The organism is Variovorax sp. 10L426, assembly GCF_056395305.1.
Window position 1 is genome coordinate 182,785 of the sequence record NZ_JBFTJF010000012.1, and the last position, 19,148, is coordinate 201,932.

Sequence of the window (19,148 nt, forward strand, 5' to 3'; positions counted from 1 at the left end):
CCCTGGACGTGGGCACGCGGAGGACCTCGCACGTGAGCACCTTGCCAAAAGAAGAATTCGCCCCTGATTCGAAGCGCCACCCCTGGCTCACTGCATGGCTCCTGATCGCGCCCTTCGCGATCTGGCTGCTGCTGGACAAGACGGCCAAGTTCTCGCTGACGTTGATGGAGCCCCAGTTGCAAGGGATGCCACGCAACCAGACGCCGCGAGAGTTCCTGATGTGGATGTTTTTCTACGGCTGGTTTCGCCTGGCTTGCGCCTTCGTCGCAGCCTTTGTCCTTCAGAAGATCTTCTTTCGAAGGCGGCCAATGGCGCTGTGGCCCCTGTGGGCGCTGGTCTGGATCGGGATGGCGGCGTTTTTCGCCTGGTACCTTCCTGGCCGCACTTTCATGGGCCTTCTCATCGCCGGAACGACCGCAGCGATCCACCAGATCCTGGTGTACCTCGACTGCATGTGGCGCGAACTGGCGACGGCGTCGCTCCTGGCGCTGACGGTCGGCCTGCTGTTTCGCTTCCTGCCCGTTGCGCTCCACCGCGGACTCCGCTGGATCGTGATGGCGATCGTCGTCGTGCTGTGCATGCTGATGGGGGCCGATTTCGCCTACGAGGCGGCGATCGGGCAGCCGGCAAACGCGGCCGTGGTGCTTTTTGCGATAACGAGCTGGCAGGACATGATGCCGCTCGTCAAGTCGGAGGTCACGCCGACGCGCGTGCTCGCCATCCTGGGTGGTGGTGCATTTGCGGTCGCGTGGTTCTACTGGCTGAGCCGTCGAAAGGCGGGGAGTGGGGCGTCCCTTCGCCTGGATCGCCAGGCCTTGCTGGCCGCCGGAATCGGCTCGCTGGCCCTACTGATACCCCTCAACTCGACCGACTTGTCGCCGTTCGAACGGCACAGGGAAGGCACGGTCATCGCCTTCCTGAGATCGACGGCGTCGTCGGCCACGCGGGACGTGGCTCTGCGCGTCGAACAAGAATTCGATTCAGACGGGCAGCCGCCCTGGCACAGCATCGACATGACGCTGCAACCCACTGCCAAGACCCGGCAGGCTAACGTCGTGATCGTCATGCTCGAGTCGGTGCGCGCCATTTCCACGTCGGTTTACCAGCCCGACTTGCCGACGACGCCATTCCTGCGAAGACTGTCAAAGGACAGCCTGATGGTGGAAGACATGAGCGTCGTCTATCCGCGTACCAACGGCGCCTGGATGGCCATCCTGGGCGGCCAATACCCCCTGACCATCGAAGGCGTGACCCGCTGGACGGAGGAGAACAAACGCCAGCGTCGCATCCACGCGTTGCCGTCGCTGCTGGCCGCGCAAGGCTACTCGACGGCCTTCTTCACGCCGACGGATCTGAACTTCATCGACGAAATCGATGTCGTGCGCGCTCTGGAGTTCGAGCACATCGTCTCGGACCCCGAACTGAAAAAGGATGGGGGCAAGCGCGTCAACTACCTGGGCGGCGCGGACGAATCCATGATCGAACCGATCCTCGAGTGGTCGGCGGCGCAGCAGAAGGCCGGCCGGCCCTTCCTGACTGCGATCATGACCAACGTCGGGCATCACCCCTACATGACGCCCGAAACCTGGAAGAAGGTGCAGTTCCCTGGCGTCACCGACGAGCGGCTCAACGACTACTACAACTGCCTGCTGTACATCGACGGCTTCCTCGACAAGCTGATCCAGGGCTACGCGAGGCAGGGCCTGAGGGACAACACCATCTTCATCATCCTCGGCGATCACGGGCAGCCCATGGGCGGGCACGGTCTCAAGCAGGCCTACAACGGTCTCTACCAGGAAAGTGTCCAGATTCCCACGCTGATCTACGCGCCCGGGATGCCGGAACTCAAAGGTGTGATCAAAGGTGCGCGGCAGCAGATCGACGTGGTGCCCACCGTGCTCGAACTGCTTGGCTATGAAGGCCGGGGCGGACGGTTGCCCGGCGTCTCGCTGCTCGCGCCGCCGGACCAGGACCGCGAAGTTTTCATGTCCACCAGCATGGACGGCTCTGCGTTGGGGGCCCGGCAGGGCTCGCTGAAGTTCATCTATTACTACGACCGCACCCCGATGGAGGTCTTCGATCTGGCGACCGATCCTACGGAGTCGCGTCCGCTGGTCGTTCCGAACGAACAGCTCGCACTCATGAAGCGCAAGATGCTCGAGTGGAAGATCAAGAGCGAGCTGTCGATGCACGCGAAGCGCGAGCCAAACGCGACAACGGCCTCCGCATGGGAAAGGCGCTGACCGCCGCCGCAACAAAAGAGCCCGCTACCAATCTGGCAGCGGGCTCTTCAATAACTATGCAATTGAGTGGTAGGACGTACTGGATTCGAACCAGTGACCAACGGATTAAAAGGCAGGTGAAGCCGATTCCGAGGTAGCCCAAAGTGTCACGATCCACCTTCGATGATTCCTTTCAAATCAATCACTTAGATCAACACATTGTCCGTTATGGCACAATCCGGGCCGCTGACATCCAGTCTCGGAACGTGACATGAAACGTGACAACACCCAGAAGATTCAGAGGACTGCCCCGCGCCCGCTAACCGCGACGGCCATTACGAATATGCGCCCCGGCACTGTGCTCGCAGACGGCGCGATCCGGCCGGGCTTCGGCAGTTTGAAGGTCCGGAAGCGCAAGACTGCTGGGGGCGTAGTAACCGAATGGCTGTTTGAGTCAAGGCGCGATGGCAAGACGGCACGTCTGACCATCGGACGACACAGCGTTACCGAAGCCGAGGGAGCCCTCACCCTCCCCCAAGCTCGGACGAAGGCAACGGCATTGCAAGAGCTGGTCCGAAATGGCAAGGACCCTGCGGGACAGCGCGAGCTTGAACGACAACAGGCGAAGAATGCGCAGCGGGCGGCCATAGCGGAAGTGCGCGAGGCTCAGGACAAGAACCTATCTGCGCTGCTGGATGCATACGTCGATAGCCTGCGAAGCAAGAGCAAGGAACGCAGTGCCTACGATGCCAAGAACCTCTTCGACAACCATGTGAGGCGCCCCTTCCCCGAACTGGCGGCATTGCCTGCGGCAAGCATCAGACCAGAGCATGTCACCCGCGTCTTGGCTCGCCTTGTTGGGCCTGATGTCACTGCGAAGAAGGGCCGCACAGCCTTGAAGTTGCGTGCGTGCATGGGAGCCGCCTTCAAACTGGCACTCGGCGCCAGCACTGATCCGATGGCGCCAACCAGCGCAGCCGGCTTTAAGCTAACCTTCAACCCAGCCGCCGCAGTTCCTGCCACCTCGATGGCTGCAAGGTTCAATAGAGCCGGCGAGCGCGTCTTATCTGCTGAAGAGCTGACGCAATACCTCGTTTATGTGGACGCCCTGCCCTCCACACTCACACGCATAGCTCTGCGCCTTCAACTCGCTCTTGGCGGACAACGGATCCGACAGCTACTTCGCCTCAGCGTCGATGACATTGCTGGCGACTCGATCACGCTATTCGACCCAAAGGGCAAGCGCGCGGAGGCTCGGCGACACGAGTTGCCGGCCATTCATGAAGTGGCCGAACTAATCGACATGCTGCGCGAATTGAGGGACGCTGGCGATCCAGGCGAGAGTCGCCTTCTCTTCGCCACCAACGGAATCCCCATGGCCGCTGAGACACTATCTGCCGCTGTGCACGACATCAGCGAAGCCATGATCGAAGCCAATCAGGCGGAGCGGCCGTTCCGTGGCGGAGACATCCGGCGCACCGCTGAGACCATGCTTGGCGAGCGACTGGGCGTCGACAAGGACACTCGCGCCCAACTCCTAAGCCACGGCCTGAGCGGCGTGCAGGATCGGCACTATGACCGTGGAACTTACCTGGAGCGCAAGGGGGCGGCGCTACGGAAGTGGAACGACTACCTGGCCGACCTGTGCATTGGTCAACCCAACGTTGACAGCAACGTCGTACAGCTCAACCGCCGCCACGCCTAAAGAGAGATCAGAGCCGGCACTACCAGAGGTTGTTGTCGACCTACTCTTGGTAGATGGCGCGTTGCGGGCATGGGCGCCCAACGGCATCCGAGACACGCGACAGCTCGCGTGCTTCACTGCTCTCTTCTGAGAAGGGCCACCATGAAATGCCCCGCCTGTGAAAGCACCGAGCAACTGGTGATGACAACGCGCCCGGTGGGCGAGAAGATCGTCCGCCTCCGCCGCTGCGGCGCCTGCGGACACCGTTGGAGGACCATCGAGATGACGGCCGAGAATCTATCGCTGCTGGAGAAAGCCGCCGAGGGCATGCGGCAACTTGCAATGCTGGTCAAGGAGATCAACAGTGCCGCGCCCTCGCACGTTAACCGCAAGATTCCAGACCTACCCCGTGGCATGCTAGTGGGGAGCCTTTTTCCACCAGATGGACCGTCTTGCAGCTGAAGCACGAGTGACGCGCGGCATAACCCATTGGAAGGTGAAGGCGGTGTGTTTGAAATCTTTGATGTTCGAGCCGATGATGTTGCGCAACTCATGTTCAAGCATCGGCACATTCTTCTTGAGATGCTCGATGTCGGCGGGCGACAGATCAAACTCGAACGTGGTCCGCTCAAACGTAACCCGTTGCGGTGAAGTGACACTCAGGGTGACTGTGTAGTGCCCCGCCTTCCACGCCGGCCACTTTTGACGTGAACCAATGAGGTCAAAGACCTCTTTGCTTTTGAGGCACTCCTCGGCGAAGGTCTCTGGCTTCGTCTGCCTTAGGAAATTGAAATGGTTTAGCAGGGTGTCACTCAATGCTTTGTCAACCCGCTGAAAGTCGGGGTTCTGAAACCGAACGAACCTCTCGGTGTAGCCGACCTGCGTGATCTTTAGCGCAATGGGCGACTGATCTCGACCGACGATCTGCTGCTGATTGCCTGCCGAATCCCTAATCTCGCTGAAGTTCTCAGCGATGCCAGCCCACCTGAATGTTCGAGTGTCGCCGTCCTGATGGGCGATGCTCAACTCCATATCCTCCACGATCACATCGCCGTGCTCGACAAAACAGGCCATCCGAATGTTGAAGATCGGCCCGAAGTTCGTGAACCCGACCTGGGCTTCCGGAGCCGGGATGAAGCGAACCTTCGGTCTCGTGAAAACGCGATGAAGCCAAGTCGCCACTTGTGGCATCCACGCCAACGCCCCAATGTACGCTGCAATTTCCTCTGGCTTCATATCGCTCCAGGCAGTCTGTGGTTTTGTTGGCGCGAGTTTACAGAGGCTCAAATTGTCCAAGGGCCACGCAACTCTCCACCTCGCATCAATCGGTCGTTGGCCTTCCTCGCGACTGATCTCGCCGCGATCCATCTTGCGGCCAAGGGCGCGAAATGCGGGCCAAAGCGGCCAGCGACTCGGAGGCCGACGAGACCGCCCAGGCGCTGCTGCACCACCAGAACGTGAAGGTCGGGAAGCGCGTCTAGTCGGTTTTCGCTCGCAGGAGCAGGGACGATGCACCCGAAAACACCTGAACGACCCTGCATGCGGCGCCCGCCGATCCGCTCCAGCTTGTGCCACACGTTCCGGTGTCGGTGAAGGTCGTCGAGCCACTTCCGGCGTCGAACTGAATGTTGATTTCGATCGGCGTTGCGCCCGCGTAACGTCCCTCCACAGGCACACATTTTGGAGCGACTCGCACCTCAATTTGCCGGCTATGAAGTTGCCGACTTGTTCTTCATCCGCGCGATGATCGTCGCATCTCCTTGATCGCTGTTAGGGCGTGGACGGAGGTGGCCTACGTGTGCCCCTGCCCGATGATGGAAAACCATTGATCGAAGACTACGCCCTGACTTGTCTTTGCGTGATCATTCCACTGGGTAGTATTGTTAGATGCACCAAGACGATAGGACAAACAAGTACGGCCTCCCCCGCACCATCCCCGCCGCTGTCGCACGAGAAGTCAGGCAACGGTGCGGGTTCGGATGTGTGCTATGTGGAAGCGCGATCGTGGAGTACGACCACGTTGCTCCGCCTTTTGCTGAGGCAAGGGCTCACGAACCGGACGCGATTGCCCTTCTGTGCCCCATGTGTCACGCGAAGAAGACCAAAGGCCACATTGCGACGAGCACGGTCGAAGCTGGATCGAATAATCCCTTTGCGAAAAAGGCCGGTTTCGCTTTCGACGAACTTGACCCCTCACGAACACCGCCCCGCATTGCTCTTGGTGGCGCACACTTCATCAATTGTCCGGTGCCGCTAGCAGTCTCGGGCATGCCTGTCGTGCGCATAGAGGAGCCCGATGAGGCAGGCGGCCCCTACCTCATTTCCGCGACTTTTTTTGATTCGAAGAGCACACCGGCTCTCGACATCGAGCGAAACGTGTGGAAGGTCATTGCTGGCCAATGGGATGTGACGGTGGAAGGCGGCTTCCTTACCGTGCGAGAGGGTCCGGGGGAGATCGCCCTCATGCTTCGATTCGTTCCCACAGTAGGCATTTTCGTGGAACGTATAAAGATGCAGGTCAAAGGCTACTTGCTCGAAGGCAATCACGAAGTGCTCAAGATCATTGATCGCAATGGCAAAACGCTCCGACTCATGCAGTGCACTTTTCAAAACTGCGAAGTGGGCATGCAACTATGAGCCGTGCAGAGGCAAACGGAGACAGTTTCGGTCACAACGCGGACCCTGTTAGCCTACGTCGGCTTCGGTCGGTCAACCAGGGCCAAGTGTGCGCGACAGAAACACGAGGCGACAGCGAAGGGTGGGTCTTCTCCGCCATGCATGGTCAAGCGTGGTGCGAACGTGGCGGCGGCTTCGTTGGTGGCCACGGCAAACATCAAACACGGCCGCCGACTCCGGCGCGAGCGCATGGGGCTCTCGGCACCGTGGCCGACACCACAAACGGGGCGCTGTCGCTTCAAGTTACGGGCGAGGTTTTCAAGACGATCACCTGGACAGCATCGGCCCTGGTTTCCCGTGTGAGGCCATAGGCCCGGCCGATGCCAATGCCGGCGCCGAGCTTATGGGCGTGGTGTTGGCATAGAGCATCTCACGGCACTTCTTCGTGAGTGCACTGATGGCAGCAAGATAGACGACGTAGGCGTCGTAGTACGGCTTGTCGTCCCGCGCCGCCGCCCATTCCTGCTGATTCTTCATGTGGGCCAGGCGCTGCTGACCGACGAAGGCGATCATCGGACCTTGTGCTTTCATGATCGCGAGGACTTCCCCTCCGAGGTCGGGAAAGTGAAGTTCTTGGAGCATGCGCGCTTCGCTTAGCGGCGAAGGCGCATTGTGATCAGCCTTCTCAAAGATCATCTTTTGCTTTCTGTCATCGAGCCAGTGACCATGCTCATAGACAGCCTTAACCAGCGCTTCGATTCGCTCCCTGCGTACTTTTTCCGCTTCGCGCGCCCCCTCCTTGGCGAGTTTCCCTTCCTCTCGCTCCTGCGTCCACCGATGTGTGAAGAACTGACCCACAAAGCCGCCTCCGGCCGTCAGGGCGCCGCCGAGCAGCACGGAAAGTAGCGGAATCAGTTGACTTGTTGTTGTGGCGTCAGCCATTGAAACTCCTCGTTGTTTGGACGAGATGTTACGGGGCAGCTGCGCGGACGCTTTCCAACGTTCGTTCAGAATGGCCGAGGCAGGATAGGACCCAACCAAGCCACTGCGGCGGCCTCTGGCGGCAGATCTCGTAGGCGTCGTCGCGCCACAATTCCGCTGCCACCTCGTCCAACTGCTCGGGATCAACGGTGCGCCACTGTCGTTGCAGCCGATGCGCACAGACGGCAATCCAAATTTCCCGGTCCATAAGGGATGCTGTAGTTTTATCCAGTATTTCGTGCAAGCCGTTGTTTATCGCTGTCATCGAGAGGGTGTTCGCCTTGCGGTGGCCGCCATCCAAGCCGAACCTGCGCGCGGCGATCTACGACGGGGCTTCAACAATCTCGGTGCCGCTCGCGCACGATGGCGAGCGCTACATCCTGCCGGTGCTGGACAAGGTGCGGTGTAAGCGCGCGCCGAAGACCCTCTTGCTCTTTACGCTCTCGTAAACTACATCGATGGCCTCAGCTCAAGCAGACTCAAGAATCCTTAAGCACCCCATCATTGGTCAAGTTGACCCAGCCAGCCGCGTCGCCGTTTGCATCGATGTTTTCTGCCGCAGGATTGATGGAAGCGAACATCCAGCTGGCTCTGGAACTGGCTTTTTCCACCGGCGAGACGGAAAGACATTTCTGATAACCAATTGGCATGTGCTCGCTGGGCGGAAGCCTGAAAATCCCGCTTCGCTGCTAGATGGGTATCCCGCCTCACCCAGTGGTTTTCGCATCCACCTGCCCCGAGAAGATGATCCGAACCACTTTGTCCCGTCAAAGATCTATCCCCTGTACAAAGACGACAAGCCTGTGTGGAGAGAGACAAAAATTCCAGGAGTGGGCGCCGCAGGGCGCGCCGATCTGGTGGCGGTGGGCTTCGACTTTAGTGGCGCGAACGATAGGCTACTGATAACACCGATTGAGCAGTTCGCGCCCGGCAAGGGGGACATTCTCACAATCGGCCGAGACGTGGTCATCGTCGGGTATCCATTCGGCATCGATGGGTCGAATCCGTACCCCATCTGGAAGCGCGCTTACGTGGCGTCCGAACCCTCCATTCTCATTGGCAGCCTCCCGAAGTTCTACCTTGATGCTCCGGGCAGGCCAGGCATGTCGGGCTCTCCCATTTTTATGCTGTCAAAGGAGAAGGTCTTCGGGACGACGCCTGAAAACCACGAGCGTCTCAAGAAGAGCCTTGAGCGGTTCGAGAGCCTGGAGAACGCGGGGTCAGCCTTAGACAGAATCGCGTCGCTGGACATCGATGCACTCAGAGAAGGCGCCAAGAATTCTCGCGAGATCAATCTCCTGCGTTTTGCGGGAATCTATTCGGGAGCGGTGGGAGATAAGTCCCTGGAGGATTTGAAGGTTGGTGTTGCTTGGCATGCTGCTTTGGTCGACCAACTCTTCACGCACCCCGTCGACGGCGAAAATCCCTACCCGCCTTTGCAATAGCGAACCCGCGACGCCGTTTTCCTGCCTCGGTCCGAGACGTAGAGAGTGAGCGTCCTGCCGTCCCACCTTGACCGCAGCGCCGGTCAATCGGTCAATCGGCGGGATCGTTGACCTCGTGTGAGCGGCTTGGCGTCCCCCGTGAGGTGACGGCGTCGAGGCAACGACGCTCTGAACTGCCTGGGATCAGGATGCGAGCTTCTGCCAGCGATGAGGCAGCAGTTCGTCGATGCGGCTGTTAAGGTGCGTGAGCAGCCGCGCGAGCACGTCCCGCAGGTAGGCGTAGGGGTCGAGGCCATTCAGACGCGCAGAGTGAACCAGGCTCATCACCACGGCCGCGCGCTGACCGGCGAGTACGCTTCCGGCAAACAGCCAGTTCTTGCGGCCCAGGGATCTCCCTCAGAAGGTGTCCGGTGTCGGGGTGGATCGACGCCCGCGCCGAACGTCGGTGCCGGCCGGTGCTGTGTACGTCACATTGGGGCGGCGCAGCAGGTTCTAGTGGCTTTCCTTTTCGAGGTCGGCGGTGATCGCGTCGCACAGCCGATTTTGTTCTCGATCAACCCACTCCAGAGCGTGTTCGATCAACAGCTTGAGGTTGCTGAACGCGCCATCGTCGAGCGTGTCGACCCGAAACATCGGACACAGAATCTTGGCGATTCGTTGGGGCCAATCTGGCGGATTTATGACGGCCCCGACTTACACCTGGCAAAAACACTCACGTCGTGAGCGATGTGCTTGTTGCGGAGATTCCAAAAATGCTCCTGCGCGTCCAAGGCTTCGGGTGGATGGTCCTTGTAGACAGCGCCGGCCTTCAATGGCTTCCGCGCGCCCTCGCCGAAACACTTGACGTAGTGAACGATCGCACAACGCCAAAGCGCATCCTGCATGAAATCGCTCGCAGCCTCTTCGTTGATGGATTTCAGGCATTGAGCGGCAAAGTGCAAGTCAAGCCGATGAAGTGCGAGGTCTTTGAGCTTGTAGGCTTTCTCACCTTCAACGCGAGCCAGTTTGATTGCGTCCGGAAAGCCCTCGATATGGATTCCGCCGCCCGTCGTCGTGATTTGGATATCTTCCATGTCGCCATCATGCCCACAAGATAGGCGAATGGTTGAGCACCAAGCGCGCGAGTACCAGGGCGGCGGCGCGGCTGCTCGTCTTCGCGGGCGCTGCGACACCCGTGACCTGAGTCAGCCTAGAACCACCCTATTGCGTAGGGCAGTTGCTTCAGCAGCATGTCCCTTCCACGCAGGGTATCCCACTTCCAGTACAGCGTGCCCTGCTGATGCACATCGAAGCTATCGAACAGCCTCTGGCCCACCAAGTCGGGAAATACCTTGGCCGCGCAGGCCCACGCCGTCGCATCGAGGGTGTTGAAGTGCTGCGAGGTGCCGCCCGGTTCATCAAAGCCCTGAATGATGCTGCCGATGATCGCAAGTGCAGCGACCGGATGCGCGCAGTCGAGAAAGGCAATCTCAAACGGGTTCATGGTCATGTGGGCGGCCGCGTTGTTCGCGTACTGCTTCAGCAGCCCGAGGCGCAGGTGCAACGCCGTCTCCCCTTCCAGCAGTACCTTGGTCGAGTCGGAACACTCGTTGAAGAAAATCTGTAGCAGGGCGATGGCTTGCATGGCATCGGCCACGCTTCGCCCGGAAGTTTCGGCCCAGTAAGCGCCGAGGCGCTCGAACGTCTCAATGGAACACTTTGCGAAGTGCCGGCCGGTCATCCCCTTGGGATCGTGGTCAAACACCTTCCGACAGACAAGAGCGATCGTACTCAGCGACGAGAAGCGGACCGAATCCGAGAGGACCAGCTCGTCGTAGCTGCGCTTTTCCTTCGACTCGGTGCAGGTGGCGCCGAGAAAGAAATAGTAGGCTGGCAGCAGCATCGCAGCTCTGGAGACGACGCCGCGCATAAACAGGACTGCCGTCTCAAACTCCGAGAGCTTATCGGGCCGGGCGGCGGCCATACGAGCGGCGCGCTCGCGAAGTGCTACGAGCGTGCTCTCGTCGCGGGTGATGATCAGTCGGGTGGGTGGCATGGGCATCGTGGCGAGTTGAGCTGCGCATTGTGGCAAGAGCCGGGTGCGGCCGTGGCGGCGAAGCTGGCGCACCTTGCCAACGGCCGGCAAGCAAGCTCGGCAAATTGCCGTCACGCCGATCAACCATCCCGTCACCTGACTTGTGGGACACGGTTTGCACGGCCGCGTCGTCTTCCAGAAGGCTTCATGCTGCACGCAGCTTTCACCTACCGATAGGTGACGTTGCATCTACCTTCAGTAGATGGCGCGCGCTCGTCATAGGCATTCGGCAATGCCGACTCCTCCATAGCCAGTCGAACAAGAAAATCGTCCCCCTTGAGTCAAAGGGGCAAACATGAACGAAGTTGAGCCGCCGACGCGAGCCAACTGGCTCAAGCGTTGTTTCTCGATTCAAGAATCGCAGCACTACCTTGGCCTCAAGCGCCGCGCATTCGAGACCCACATTGCGCCCCTGCTCACAGGCAAGGGAACCAAGGTCGGCGTCACGGTTCTATTCGAACGCGCCGATCTCGATGCAGCGTGGGAGACCTATAAGGAGTCTGCGAGAGCGTCATTGCCCGCGCCTGCTGGCAGCAAGCACGCGACCACCCAGACTCGACCGATGAAGGCGCAGTTGAGAAGCTCGACGGCCGCCAATCGGGGTGAGACATTCGCGGAGTATGCCGCCAGGGTGCTGCCAACTCTGAAGAAGCGCCAATGCTCAACACGAGCAGGCGTCATGGTGAAGCCACTGCTCACAATCCAAGACATCGCCGATCTTCTGGGCGTGGGGTATCGGCACGCAAGGGAAAACCTAACCAAGCGGCCCGACTTCCCCCGCCCAGCCCTGAACCTTAGCCAGATGACACGCCGTTGGGATAGGTCCAAGGTTCAGGAGTGGGTGGACACCCAGGCCAAGAAGAACGCGCGCTGAGCCACGCCGTGTCCGACTATTCGGCGGGGGCTGGCGTCAACTTCTCGCGAGTCTTCTTCCCTAGTTCCTTCAGCTTCTCGACCTCGCGGGCAATTCGGCGCTCGCCCTCCTCCCGGCTGATCTCGCCGCGCCCCATCTTGCGGCCGATGGAGCGGGCGTCAGTCTCGATCTCCTTCTCCTTCGCCTTGGCATCCAGGCCGATGCGGGCAAGCTCGCTTTGCAGCGGCCGGGCCTCGATCTTCAGGCCCAGCGAGCGGGCCGTCTGGACGCCAGGGGTCGACCTCCTTGCCGAAGCCGTCCTTCGCCCCTTTGAGCCTGCGCTCGATGCCTGTCCATCCGTAGGGGTCCAGCATGCCGGTATCGACCGGGGCGCCCATCTTGCGCAGCAGCCAGCCCAGGCCCGGCGCCGGCAGGTTCGGCAGCATGAACTTCGCCACCATGTCGGTGCCCTCCATCATGGTCTCGCCGGCCGTGTCGGTCGGCTTCACCATCTTCTCGCCGCGCCAGTCGGTCGATCAGCAGCGACAGCGGGCCGCCGATCGAAAGCCACTGCGACAGCGGGATCGAGATGGCTTCGAGGTGCAGAGCATCGACCGCTTTTCTGTGGCCTACCGCGAAGGCTCCCAGGTCGTGACCGTCTATGTCGAGCGCGAAGGTGTGGGATGAAGGCAATCGCAAAGGACACTTTCAACCGCTGGGACAACCTGCGGATGACCAATCCGCCCGAGAAGCAACCCCAAATGCGCGAGAACTTCGTTGCCGCCATGAAGTTTCAAGGCATCACGGTAGTACCGTGAACGGCCAGGAGCGGTCGACCGCGCTTGGCGTCCGAAGCGGACCTTCAAGTTGCCTAGCCAGCCTAGCCACGCGCCATGCTACGTCCGCGGAATCCAAATCGCTGCCCCGTTCATGGACCACTAGTCTAGACAAGTGCGCCGGGGCTCTACTGCATCCCACGATTTAAGGATGCGGCGAGATAGATTCGCCACAATGATGCCTAACCAAGGCTTGCGGGAGTGGACCGTGAAAGACGACCGTGTAGGCTCGAACGAACAAGTCATTCTCCAAGCGGCCGGTGATCTTGACCGACTGAGGTGGGAGGCCCAGGAAGCCCGCGACAACGAGGAATTGGAACTGCGCAAGCGCCAGTTCGACTTTGAGCGCGAGAAGTGGAAGTCCGACAACTCTCGGGCCCAGGAGGAGCTTAAGCTGCGCGGAGACGAGGTGGCGGCGAAACTGGACGAGATCCGCAGGGCGCGCTGGTCGAGTCCCTTGGTCTTGTCCGTGCTTGCGGCGAGCGTCGCCGCCGCCAGCAACGCCTACATAGCTCTGATGAACGCGGATAACCAGCGGAGTCTTGAGGCAAACAAGTCTGCGCAGACGAGGGACTTCGAGACCGAGAAGGCCGAACTTGCCCGTATCCAAGAGGCAGTCAAGGACCCCTGTAAAGCGGCGGCCAGCATCAATGCCCTTCTTGAAGCCGGTCTCGTCACCGACCTCACTCGTCGCACGAGGCTCACCACCTACGTCAGCGCTCGATCCAAACCCAGCAGCGAATGCCCCGGTGCCATCTCAGCACCTACCCCTTCACTACCGTCGACTTCATCCACAAGCACTCCGAGCCTCCCCAGCACTAGGCCGAGCACCAACACCAACGTCGCCCAAACGAAGCCGGCGACAGTTACCCATCAAACCGGCTGGCTTGGTGGTGGGCATACGCAGGCCCAAGCGTGCCAGGAAGGCCAGGCAAAGCTGTCACCAGACTATCCCGGCAAGACTCTTCTCGTCTTGACTTCGGGGGAGAGCAGCAAGAAGGATTTTTTTGGGCGCGTGGAGTATCAGTACTACTGTACGTTCGAGATTCGATAAAAGTCCCTGTCTGACATTGAGGGTGATAGCGGCGAACTACGCATTGAGTCTGCTGCTGCTTTCACCCAGCGAGCCAAAGTGGACAGCAATGGGGCGCGAATCTGCCGCTGGGGACGGCATGCTCAGAGGCTGCGATGGGGCCCACAGCGGCTGTACAGGGCCCGCATAGACCGGACGTTTGCGAGGGTGAGTAACATAGCGACGTCGTCGGGCCAGACCCCGCATCTTCGCTGTCGCCGAGCAATACACCCGCGACCATGGGCGACGAAGGATCAGACATGAAGAAGCCCCGCGAGACTGGAGTAATCGACGTGAGCGATCCGCTCTTCCAGGCGCTGAGCGAGATGTCGCCGCAGCAGATGAGGGAGATGCTGCGCCGGGACTTGGAGCGGTACAAGGCTTGCCCTTTGAGGCGGCAGACCAATCGCAAGGTGGCGGCGCTCGGCATGTCCGAGGAGCGCAACCTGGAGGGGGACAGCGAGATTGTGATCGGCAAGCCGGGGCCGCTGCCGCCGAACGCCAAGTGGCCGTTCCCCAAGGCTCCTTCTTCGGTACAGAGCCCGCCATCCGACAGTGCGGACGAGTAGCTCATGAACACGATGCGCTGGCTCGCCGCCCGGCTGCGCAAGGTCGATCCGTTCGTCGGGCCGCCGCTGCCGGCAGGCGCTCGACGAGACCGGCACGGCCGCGTGTACCGCTATCGCTCGTGGTGGAACGCGGACTTCACCCTGCACCAAATATCTGCAGTGCAGCTCGACGGTCGGCCATTGCCTCGGGTGCCCTTAGAGGGGAAGGCGGGTGATGACTTTGAGATACCCGCGCCGCTGCGTCGAATCGCGGAGCAGCAACTGCCGAGGCCATGAGGTCGAGGCGTTGGAGGTGCCTCGAGTGTGGGACGATCTTGAAGACTCTGAAAGAGCTACGGAGCAAGGCGACCTTTCCGCTCTTGCTACTGACCTGGGGGCTCCAGGCGGTTCTGATGTTCGCGGTGCTGGGCTTGGAAATCGTGAGCGAGAAGCTGGAGGAATGGGAGGCGCTTCCGCTCGCCGATGTCGTCCCGTCATCCCCGGTGGCATCCGATGCGCCTAGCTTGCGCCGATCCGCCAGGACCACCAGCGCGGCCACGGCAGGCTGAAATCGCGTCCCCTGTGGTGGGGGACGCGACGGTCCTCGGTGTGGTGTCGAGGACGCCGGGAACGGAACCGGACTTCAGAGCCACCTTCGGGTGGCTTTGTCGTTTGTGGGCCCCCCTACCTGATCGGGTAATGGCGAGTAGCCTCTTTGGGCGGAAGAGTCGAGGGTATATAGAATTTTCCACCTCCCCCTTCCCTACCATCTCGCCGCCATTCATGCCGGAGTCGGATCGGCCCGCGCCCAGGCTAGGCCGACTGCCTAACCGGAGCCGGCGCGTCATGGTTGGAACCAACGTGCGAGCATTTAGGCTGGCCGCCGGTCTGTCGGGTGGTCAGCTAGCTACGCGAGCGGGGATCTCCCGTTCGATGCTCTCTCGAACCGAGCGCGGCCTCGTCTGCCCGTCTGTCGACACTCTGGATGTGATCGCGTGTGCACTTTGCATTCGGATGTCCATCCTCTTCGAAGAGCCTCCAATGCCCGGCGCGCAAGGTCATCGGGTCATCTGATGGCTGCTTCAGCTCCTGCGACGCCCAGAGAACGAGCGGACTTTCGTGAGCGACTGCGAGCTATCGGCAGAAGCGACACGAGACGGCAGTCGGATCGTTATCCGACTCGACCCCGATCTGCGCGGCGGACCACCCAGCGGGAAGGCCGAGAACACGGCCGGTCTCGGCGAGGTAGGCGTTGCGGTCGAAGTCGAGGAAGTCTTCAGCCTTCATTGGAATCCGAATGCCTGTAGTTGAGAGGTAGCGAAGCCACCCCAGAATCCAGCTCCAGCCATTTCGCTCTCCTTCGATTACATGCTGGCGAGGGCCGAGCCGAGATAGCTCAGACCCGAGCCGATGGCGCTGCTGCCACCAGCCGCGCTCGCGCTCGACGCATGGGCTCCGACAGCCGTGCCTACGGCGCTTCCGATGCCGGCGTTCTTCTGCGCACTGGCTGCCTGCTGCTGACTGGCGATGCTGGTGAGGTTGCTCCCGGCGTTACTGAAGCTGTTGCCCGCCGAGCCAAAGCCGCGCATGGTCGAGTCGAAGCTCTGGTTTGCGGCCTGGATCACGCCGCTCATGCCGGATGCCTGGGCTTGCCCGGCACGCAGCGAGCTGTCCGCAGAGGCGACCGAGTTGGGCGCGAGGTTGCGGCCGAGCGCAGCGGCATCCATCCGCATCGCGAAGCCCTTGCCCTTCACCGCTTCGGCGGCGGCGGTCGATGCGTTGGCAGCGGTGGCGGCCTGGGACAGCGAGGCGTTCTCGCGCAGGGCCAGCGCCTTGGCAGAGTTGGGGTTGAGGCCCGAGCGCAGCATGTCGCGCTGAGCGCCGGCCGTCGCCTTGTCGTAAGCCTGGACGACAGCGGAGTCTGCCTTGCCCGCCTCGTTGGCAATGCGCTCGGTCGAGTCGTAGTTCTTCGCCTCGTCGATGATCTTGTCTTCGAGAGGGAACTGCACGTCGCGCTGACGCTGGAGCGCGAGGTCCATTGAATCGGCCTGGGCCGTCTGGATGCGCTCCTCGATAGGCTGGTTGGCCTTGATGAGGTCGAGGTACTCGCGCTGGAGCTGCGCGTCCTGGCTGTTCTTCGTTTCAGCCAGATCGAGTTGACGCTGCCCGAGAACGATGTCGGCCTGGGCCGTGTACATCGCCGCGAGGCCGAGGTTCTTGTCGCTGCCGCCGCCCATGCACATGGCTTACTCCTTCGATTGCACGGCCTCGAACTGGGCGCGCAGGTTGTCGAGATAGGTGTCGAAGCCTTCCGCGAGGAAGTCGTCTGCCGTTATTGAGAACCGCCTCTCACGCTGGCCGATGTCTGCCAAGGCGCAGGACGCGGTGGGACTCCTTGATGGGAGTCTCGCCATTCAATGAGGTCGCTCTCCAACCAGATCGTCACACCTCGTGAAAGTCGACGCGCAGGCGGGAAGCCAGCCCTTTTGGTCCATCGCCAATAGGCAGCAATTGAGCACCCCAGAAGCTCAGCACCTTGCTTTGCACGGACGCTGCGCGATGTCGATGCGGCAGCTATGTTCGACTTCACAGTCTTGGTCATATGGTTGAAGCTCTCGCTCTCGTCGTTCGCCATAACCATATTTCGTCATCTGGATCGGGTGGACGTTTTTCTCGTTGCATCACACCCAATCTCACCAAATCACATGCATGAGGGCTCGATAAAATCTGCCTCGCGCCCGCGTTCTGGACGTTTCTGCCTGCAAACCACCTTCCGCGCCTCGACCGACATTCGATGAGACGCGCGATCCGCAACACGCAGGCCAGTTGGAATGCACTCATCGACGAGCGCCATCGCCAGTTGAGCCGCTGAAGTCGGCGGGCTTCGCCCGGATGTCGAATTCGTCGCATAGGGCGCTGATGAGCCGGTCCAACGACAATCCTGTGTCGAGCAACTCATGGGCTCGGACCCTCATCTCCATCGCCATTTCCTCGTAGCGTCGGCGACTCTCAGCAAATGCCAGGACGTTGATCGCTCGGGTAACGTCCTTCCTTAGACGGCGTTTCATACGCTTCTCCCCTGGCGCCCTGTGGAGGCACAGCGGCGTCGCTGTACGGCGGCCTCGATCAGTTCGGTCGCGGCTCGCTCGGCTTCGCGGGCAAGGACCAGAAGCTCATGCTTGTGGCTGGTTGCCAGCGCGCGAAGCTCAGTGGTCAGCGAGGTTGCCGGCGAAATGCAGAGATGACCATCCTTCACCCCGAGGGTGAAGCCGGCGCTGTCCAAAGTGAGGAATGCTTCGGCGCTCGTCACGCTAGCACCTCCACATCTGCAGCAATTTCGCAGTCAGGGGTGGCAATATATAAAGGTGGTACACGAGATGTCCTATGGCCTGCAACTTCTCGCTTGCCATTGAATCGGCCCGGAACCCGCATGGATGCTAGGTTCTTGCCGCTTTCCGCCATAGTCACGTCGTGACCTGGTCCGGTCGTGCCGGTGTCACGAGGTGTCCTGGTTTTTGCCCCGACTAGGACATCTGGTGACGTGATATCTGTCACTTGGTGTCCTGCGGCTTTTGTTTTTCTGCCGCTCCCTTTGACTACCAATTCGGCGGCGGCGATCAACGCCCTTCCGTGCTCGACGCTCATGACCTTCTTCCATTCGTTGGTCGCAGGCAGGGCCTCCAGGAACTTGGAAGGGATCGCGAAACACTCCCGATCAGTAACCCGGTAGAGGGTTGCCGTCCGCCGGCCGCCCTTCGTGCACCCGCCCTTCCGCGTGATGGCGACCAAGCCCACAGCGCACAGCGCGCGCAGCGACCTGGCGAGCGTGACGTGGTGCTTGATGCCGCGCTCTTTCGCCACCGTGAGCGGCAACGACAAGTCGCCGTTGTTGTGCCCCCTCAAATCCCGCAGCAATGACAGGTATGCCCGCACGTCGGGCAAGTCCAGAGCATTGAATGCTGGGCTGTCGAAGGTGTCGTCATAGATGCGCAGGCTATGGCCGCGCGGGTCGCGGAACTGCTTGGCCCTCGTCATGCTGCGCTCCGCTTGGTGGTACCAGATCGACCGCCGCCGACCTTTCTCGGCTCGCGTGCAGCGACCGTCCCTGGCTCGCCGATAAGCGTGTACCGCGCCATGCGGGCATGGCTGTATCCGTCCACCGAATAGCCGTTGAACAGCTCGGTATGGATCAGATAGCCTTGACGACGTAGCCCGAAGATGCGAGCAGAAGTCTGGTAGCAACCAATCGCCCTCAGCTCATCGGTAGTCTTCGGGCCTCTCCGCAGAGCTTCGACGATGCGTCGCTCCTGCGCGCCCGTCGAGGTGCTTCCGGGACTCTTCGGCTTGCGGTTCATGCCTGACCGCCTTGAGCTTCGAGCCAGTCAATCACATCGCCTGCGCGCCAGCGGGCGCACCTGGACGAGAGAATGATCGGCGCCGGGAATGTACCGCTCCGAACCTTGTCGTAGATCGTGGACTTCGAGTATCCGACCAACGCCTCAACCGTAGGGCGCCTGAGCAATGCGGCCCGATTCGATGCGACTTCGATTGGCTGGGTGAGATGGGATTGGCCCACTCGCGTGCGCTGATGCATCTGCTCGGTGGCATGGCACGATTGCGCACGCCGATGGCTCGCCTCTGTAGCTTTCATGAGCAACAACTCCAGTTGTAACGCCGTGACCAGCACGGCGACTGCAACGAGGCCGCTATGTACGCGGCCCAGGTGTTTGATGCTCCAGAGGCAATCCTTCAGTTATGTCCGGCGACCTTTCGGACTTCATGAATCACAACTGTACTCAACCGGATAAACCGGCAAA

28 protein-coding genes and 1 pseudogene are annotated in these 19,148 nt (G+C 60.8%); 14 read left to right on the forward strand and 15 right to left on the reverse strand.

Going from position 1 to position 19,148, the window contains the following annotated elements; translation table 11 throughout:
- Positions 1-32 precede the first annotated feature (32 nt).
- The 3 genes from AC1DHL_RS18780 to AC1DHL_RS18790 all read left to right on the forward strand — a co-directional run bounded on the left by AC1DHL_RS18780 (position 33) and on the right by AC1DHL_RS18790 (position 4,368).
- Positions 33-2,243, forward strand: a complete 2,211-nt coding sequence (locus AC1DHL_RS18780; protein ID WP_478102839.1) for an LTA synthase family protein — start codon at positions 33-35, stop codon at positions 2,241-2,243.
- 250 nt (positions 2,244-2,493) lie between these two features.
- Positions 2,494-3,927, forward strand: coding sequence for a tyrosine-type recombinase/integrase (locus AC1DHL_RS18785; protein ID WP_478162938.1), 1,434 nt, complete (start codon positions 2,494-2,496; stop codon positions 3,925-3,927).
- A gap of 141 nt (positions 3,928-4,068) precedes the next feature.
- Complete coding sequence (locus AC1DHL_RS18790) at positions 4,069-4,368, forward strand: NrdR family transcriptional regulator (RefSeq protein ID WP_478162939.1); 300 nt, start codon at positions 4,069-4,071, stop codon at positions 4,366-4,368.
- Here the strand turns inward: AC1DHL_RS18790 and AC1DHL_RS18795 are convergent.
- Positions 4,324-5,202 (reverse strand): hypothetical protein, encoded by an 879-nt coding sequence (locus AC1DHL_RS18795; RefSeq protein WP_478162940.1) that lies wholly within the window; start codon positions 5,200-5,202, stop codon positions 4,324-4,326. The two genes, AC1DHL_RS18790 and AC1DHL_RS18795, sit on opposite strands and share 45 nt — an antisense overlap.
- A gap of 708 nt (positions 5,203-5,910) precedes the next feature.
- Here AC1DHL_RS18795 and AC1DHL_RS18800 point away from each other — a divergent pair.
- The gene (locus AC1DHL_RS18800) at positions 5,911-6,543 is read left to right on the forward strand and encodes a hypothetical protein (RefSeq protein WP_478162941.1); all 633 of its coding nucleotides are present in this window, start codon (positions 5,911-5,913) and stop codon (positions 6,541-6,543) included.
- 306 nt (positions 6,544-6,849) lie between these two features.
- On the opposite strand, the gene AC1DHL_RS18805 is transcribed toward AC1DHL_RS18800, so the two are convergent.
- The gene (locus tag AC1DHL_RS18805) at positions 6,850-7,464 is read right to left on the reverse strand and encodes a hypothetical protein (protein ID WP_478162942.1); all 615 of its coding nucleotides are present in this window, start codon (positions 7,462-7,464) and stop codon (positions 6,850-6,852) included.
- 287 nt (positions 7,465-7,751) lie between these two features.
- Between AC1DHL_RS18805 and AC1DHL_RS18810 the strand changes: the two genes are divergently transcribed.
- Together AC1DHL_RS18810 and AC1DHL_RS18815 are read left to right on the forward strand one after the other, a co-directional pair.
- A complete protein-coding gene (locus AC1DHL_RS18810; RefSeq protein WP_478162943.1) occupies positions 7,752-7,952 on the forward strand; it encodes a hypothetical protein in 201 nt (66 codons plus the stop codon).
- A 9-nt stretch (positions 7,953-7,961) separates the two neighbouring features.
- Positions 7,962-8,948 carry a S1 family peptidase gene (locus tag AC1DHL_RS18815; protein ID WP_478162944.1) on the forward strand — a complete coding sequence of 329 codons (987 nt, stop codon included), beginning with the start codon at positions 7,962-7,964 and terminating at the stop codon, positions 8,946-8,948.
- Between the two features lie 183 nt (positions 8,949-9,131).
- Here the strand turns inward: AC1DHL_RS18815 and AC1DHL_RS18820 are convergent.
- The 4 genes and pseudogenes from AC1DHL_RS18820 to AC1DHL_RS18835 form a co-directional block, all read right to left on the reverse strand.
- Positions 9,132-9,338, reverse strand: a pseudogene (locus tag AC1DHL_RS18820) (transposase domain-containing protein); the annotation flags it as partial.
- A gap of 102 nt (positions 9,339-9,440) precedes the next feature.
- On the reverse strand, positions 9,441-9,581 hold the full coding sequence (locus tag AC1DHL_RS18825; protein ID WP_478162945.1) for a hypothetical protein: 141 nt from the start codon (positions 9,579-9,581) through the stop codon (positions 9,441-9,443).
- 44 nt (positions 9,582-9,625) lie between these two features.
- Positions 9,626-10,021, reverse strand: a complete 396-nt coding sequence (locus tag AC1DHL_RS18830) for a hypothetical protein (protein ID WP_478162946.1) — start codon at positions 10,019-10,021, stop codon at positions 9,626-9,628.
- A 116-nt stretch (positions 10,022-10,137) separates the two neighbouring features.
- The gene (locus tag AC1DHL_RS18835) at positions 10,138-11,178 is read right to left on the reverse strand and encodes a hypothetical protein (protein ID WP_478162947.1); all 1,041 of its coding nucleotides are present in this window, start codon (positions 11,176-11,178) and stop codon (positions 10,138-10,140) included.
- 139 nt (positions 11,179-11,317) lie between these two features.
- On the opposite strand from AC1DHL_RS18835, the gene AC1DHL_RS18840 reads away from it, so the two are divergent.
- Positions 11,318-11,896 (forward strand): helix-turn-helix transcriptional regulator, encoded by a 579-nt coding sequence (locus AC1DHL_RS18840; protein WP_478162948.1) that lies wholly within the window; start codon positions 11,318-11,320, stop codon positions 11,894-11,896.
- Between the two features lie 158 nt (positions 11,897-12,054).
- Here the strand turns inward: AC1DHL_RS18840 and AC1DHL_RS18845 are convergent, their stop codons facing one another.
- Positions 12,055-12,336, reverse strand: coding sequence for a hypothetical protein (locus AC1DHL_RS18845; protein ID WP_478162949.1), 282 nt, complete (start codon positions 12,334-12,336; stop codon positions 12,055-12,057).
- Between AC1DHL_RS18845 and AC1DHL_RS18850 the strand changes: the two genes are divergently transcribed.
- The 7 genes from AC1DHL_RS18850 to AC1DHL_RS18880 all read left to right on the forward strand — a co-directional run bounded on the left by AC1DHL_RS18850 (position 12,320) and on the right by AC1DHL_RS18880 (position 15,405).
- The gene (locus tag AC1DHL_RS18850; protein WP_478162950.1) at positions 12,320-12,562 is read left to right on the forward strand and encodes a hypothetical protein; all 243 of its coding nucleotides are present in this window, start codon (positions 12,320-12,322) and stop codon (positions 12,560-12,562) included. The genes AC1DHL_RS18845 and AC1DHL_RS18850 overlap by 17 nt on opposite strands.
- Complete coding sequence (locus AC1DHL_RS18855) at positions 12,559-12,693, forward strand: hypothetical protein (RefSeq protein ID WP_478162951.1); 135 nt, start codon at positions 12,559-12,561, stop codon at positions 12,691-12,693. Before AC1DHL_RS18850 ends, AC1DHL_RS18855 begins: the two co-directional genes overlap by 4 nt.
- Before the next feature lie 226 nt (positions 12,694-12,919).
- A complete protein-coding gene (locus AC1DHL_RS18860; protein ID WP_478162952.1) occupies positions 12,920-13,765 on the forward strand; it encodes a hypothetical protein in 846 nt (281 codons plus the stop codon).
- A 278-nt stretch (positions 13,766-14,043) separates the two neighbouring features.
- Positions 14,044-14,352, forward strand: a complete 309-nt coding sequence (locus AC1DHL_RS18865; RefSeq protein WP_478162953.1) for a hypothetical protein — start codon at positions 14,044-14,046, stop codon at positions 14,350-14,352.
- Positions 14,353-14,355: 3 nt separating this feature from the next.
- Complete coding sequence (locus AC1DHL_RS18870) at positions 14,356-14,628, forward strand: hypothetical protein (RefSeq protein ID WP_478162954.1); 273 nt, start codon at positions 14,356-14,358, stop codon at positions 14,626-14,628.
- Between the two features lie 38 nt (positions 14,629-14,666).
- Positions 14,667-14,900, forward strand: coding sequence for a hypothetical protein (locus AC1DHL_RS18875; RefSeq protein ID WP_478162955.1), 234 nt, complete (start codon positions 14,667-14,669; stop codon positions 14,898-14,900).
- A 277-nt stretch (positions 14,901-15,177) separates the two neighbouring features.
- Positions 15,178-15,405 carry a helix-turn-helix domain-containing protein gene (locus AC1DHL_RS18880; RefSeq protein ID WP_478162956.1) on the forward strand — a complete coding sequence of 76 codons (228 nt, stop codon included), beginning with the start codon at positions 15,178-15,180 and terminating at the stop codon, positions 15,403-15,405.
- Between the two features lie 60 nt (positions 15,406-15,465).
- Here the strand turns inward: AC1DHL_RS18880 and AC1DHL_RS18885 are convergent, their stop codons facing one another.
- From AC1DHL_RS18885 to AC1DHL_RS18920, 8 genes are all read right to left on the reverse strand, one after another.
- Positions 15,466-15,618 (reverse strand): hypothetical protein, encoded by a 153-nt coding sequence (locus tag AC1DHL_RS18885; RefSeq protein ID WP_478162957.1) that lies wholly within the window; start codon positions 15,616-15,618, stop codon positions 15,466-15,468.
- Positions 15,619-15,695: 77 nt separating this feature from the next.
- A complete protein-coding gene (locus AC1DHL_RS18890) occupies positions 15,696-16,574 on the reverse strand; it encodes a hypothetical protein (RefSeq protein ID WP_478162958.1) in 879 nt (292 codons plus the stop codon).
- Positions 16,575-16,577: 3 nt separating this feature from the next.
- Entirely contained in the window at positions 16,578-16,703 is a 126-nt protein-coding gene (locus AC1DHL_RS18895) for a hypothetical protein (RefSeq protein WP_478162975.1), read from the reverse strand.
- On the reverse strand, positions 16,664-16,972 hold the full coding sequence (locus tag AC1DHL_RS18900; RefSeq protein ID WP_478162959.1) for a helix-turn-helix transcriptional regulator: 309 nt from the start codon (positions 16,970-16,972) through the stop codon (positions 16,664-16,666). The genes AC1DHL_RS18895 and AC1DHL_RS18900 overlap by 40 nt, the downstream gene beginning before the upstream one ends.
- Before the next feature lie 423 nt (positions 16,973-17,395).
- Positions 17,396-17,641: a hypothetical protein gene (locus AC1DHL_RS18905; protein WP_478162960.1), complete on the reverse strand. Its 246-nt coding sequence runs from the start codon at positions 17,639-17,641 to the stop codon at positions 17,396-17,398.
- Positions 17,638-18,366 carry a hypothetical protein gene (locus AC1DHL_RS18910; RefSeq protein ID WP_478162961.1) on the reverse strand — a complete coding sequence of 243 codons (729 nt, stop codon included), beginning with the start codon at positions 18,364-18,366 and terminating at the stop codon, positions 17,638-17,640. Before AC1DHL_RS18910 ends, AC1DHL_RS18905 begins: the two co-directional genes overlap by 4 nt.
- Positions 18,363-18,686, reverse strand: a complete 324-nt coding sequence (locus AC1DHL_RS18915; protein ID WP_478162962.1) for a helix-turn-helix domain-containing protein — start codon at positions 18,684-18,686, stop codon at positions 18,363-18,365. The genes AC1DHL_RS18910 and AC1DHL_RS18915 overlap by 4 nt, the downstream gene beginning before the upstream one ends.
- Positions 18,683-18,982, reverse strand: a complete 300-nt coding sequence (locus AC1DHL_RS18920; RefSeq protein WP_478162974.1) for a helix-turn-helix transcriptional regulator — start codon at positions 18,980-18,982, stop codon at positions 18,683-18,685. Before AC1DHL_RS18920 ends, AC1DHL_RS18915 begins: the two co-directional genes overlap by 4 nt.
- Positions 18,983-19,148: the final 166 nt, after the last annotated feature.

Excerpts from the sequence above, each read along its gene's own strand:
- AC1DHL_RS18785 (WP_478162938.1), top strand. The coding sequence starts at position 2,494 with ATGAAACGTGACAACACCCAGAAGATTCAGAGGACTGCCCCGCGCCCG.
- AC1DHL_RS18790 (WP_478162939.1), top strand. The coding sequence starts at position 4,069 with ATGAAATGCCCCGCCTGTGAAAGCACCGAGCAACTGGTGATGACAACG.
- AC1DHL_RS18805 (WP_478162942.1), bottom strand. The coding sequence starts at position 7,464 with ATGGCTGACGCCACAACAACAAGTCAACTGATTCCGCTACTTTCCGTG.
- AC1DHL_RS18815 (WP_478162944.1), top strand. The coding sequence starts at position 7,962 with ATGGCCTCAGCTCAAGCAGACTCAAGAATCCTTAAGCACCCCATCATT.
- AC1DHL_RS18825 (WP_478162945.1), bottom strand. The coding sequence starts at position 9,581 with ATGTTTCGGGTCGACACGCTCGACGATGGCGCGTTCAGCAACCTCAAG.
- AC1DHL_RS18830 (WP_478162946.1), bottom strand. The coding sequence starts at position 10,021 with ATGGAAGATATCCAAATCACGACGACGGGCGGCGGAATCCATATCGAG.
- AC1DHL_RS18840 (WP_478162948.1), top strand. The coding sequence starts at position 11,318 with ATGAACGAAGTTGAGCCGCCGACGCGAGCCAACTGGCTCAAGCGTTGT.
- AC1DHL_RS18850 (WP_478162950.1), top strand. The coding sequence starts at position 12,320 with ATGAACTTCGCCACCATGTCGGTGCCCTCCATCATGGTCTCGCCGGCC.
- AC1DHL_RS18845 (WP_478162949.1), bottom strand. The coding sequence starts at position 12,336 with ATGGTGGCGAAGTTCATGCTGCCGAACCTGCCGGCGCCGGGCCTGGGC.
- AC1DHL_RS18855 (WP_478162951.1), top strand. The coding sequence starts at position 12,559 with ATGAAGGCAATCGCAAAGGACACTTTCAACCGCTGGGACAACCTGCGG.
- AC1DHL_RS18865 (WP_478162953.1), top strand. The coding sequence starts at position 14,044 with ATGAAGAAGCCCCGCGAGACTGGAGTAATCGACGTGAGCGATCCGCTC.
- AC1DHL_RS18870 (WP_478162954.1), top strand. The coding sequence starts at position 14,356 with ATGAACACGATGCGCTGGCTCGCCGCCCGGCTGCGCAAGGTCGATCCG.
- AC1DHL_RS18880 (WP_478162956.1), top strand. The coding sequence starts at position 15,178 with ATGGTTGGAACCAACGTGCGAGCATTTAGGCTGGCCGCCGGTCTGTCG.
- AC1DHL_RS18885 (WP_478162957.1), bottom strand. The coding sequence starts at position 15,618 with ATGAAGGCTGAAGACTTCCTCGACTTCGACCGCAACGCCTACCTCGCC.
- AC1DHL_RS18890 (WP_478162958.1), bottom strand. The coding sequence starts at position 16,574 with ATGTGCATGGGCGGCGGCAGCGACAAGAACCTCGGCCTCGCGGCGATG.
- AC1DHL_RS18900 (WP_478162959.1), bottom strand. The coding sequence starts at position 16,972 with ATGGTTATGGCGAACGACGAGAGCGAGAGCTTCAACCATATGACCAAG.
- AC1DHL_RS18910 (WP_478162961.1), bottom strand. The coding sequence starts at position 18,366 with ATGACGAGGGCCAAGCAGTTCCGCGACCCGCGCGGCCATAGCCTGCGC.
- AC1DHL_RS18915 (WP_478162962.1), bottom strand. The coding sequence starts at position 18,686 with ATGAACCGCAAGCCGAAGAGTCCCGGAAGCACCTCGACGGGCGCGCAG.
- AC1DHL_RS18920 (WP_478162974.1), bottom strand. The coding sequence starts at position 18,982 with ATGAAAGCTACAGAGGCGAGCCATCGGCGTGCGCAATCGTGCCATGCC.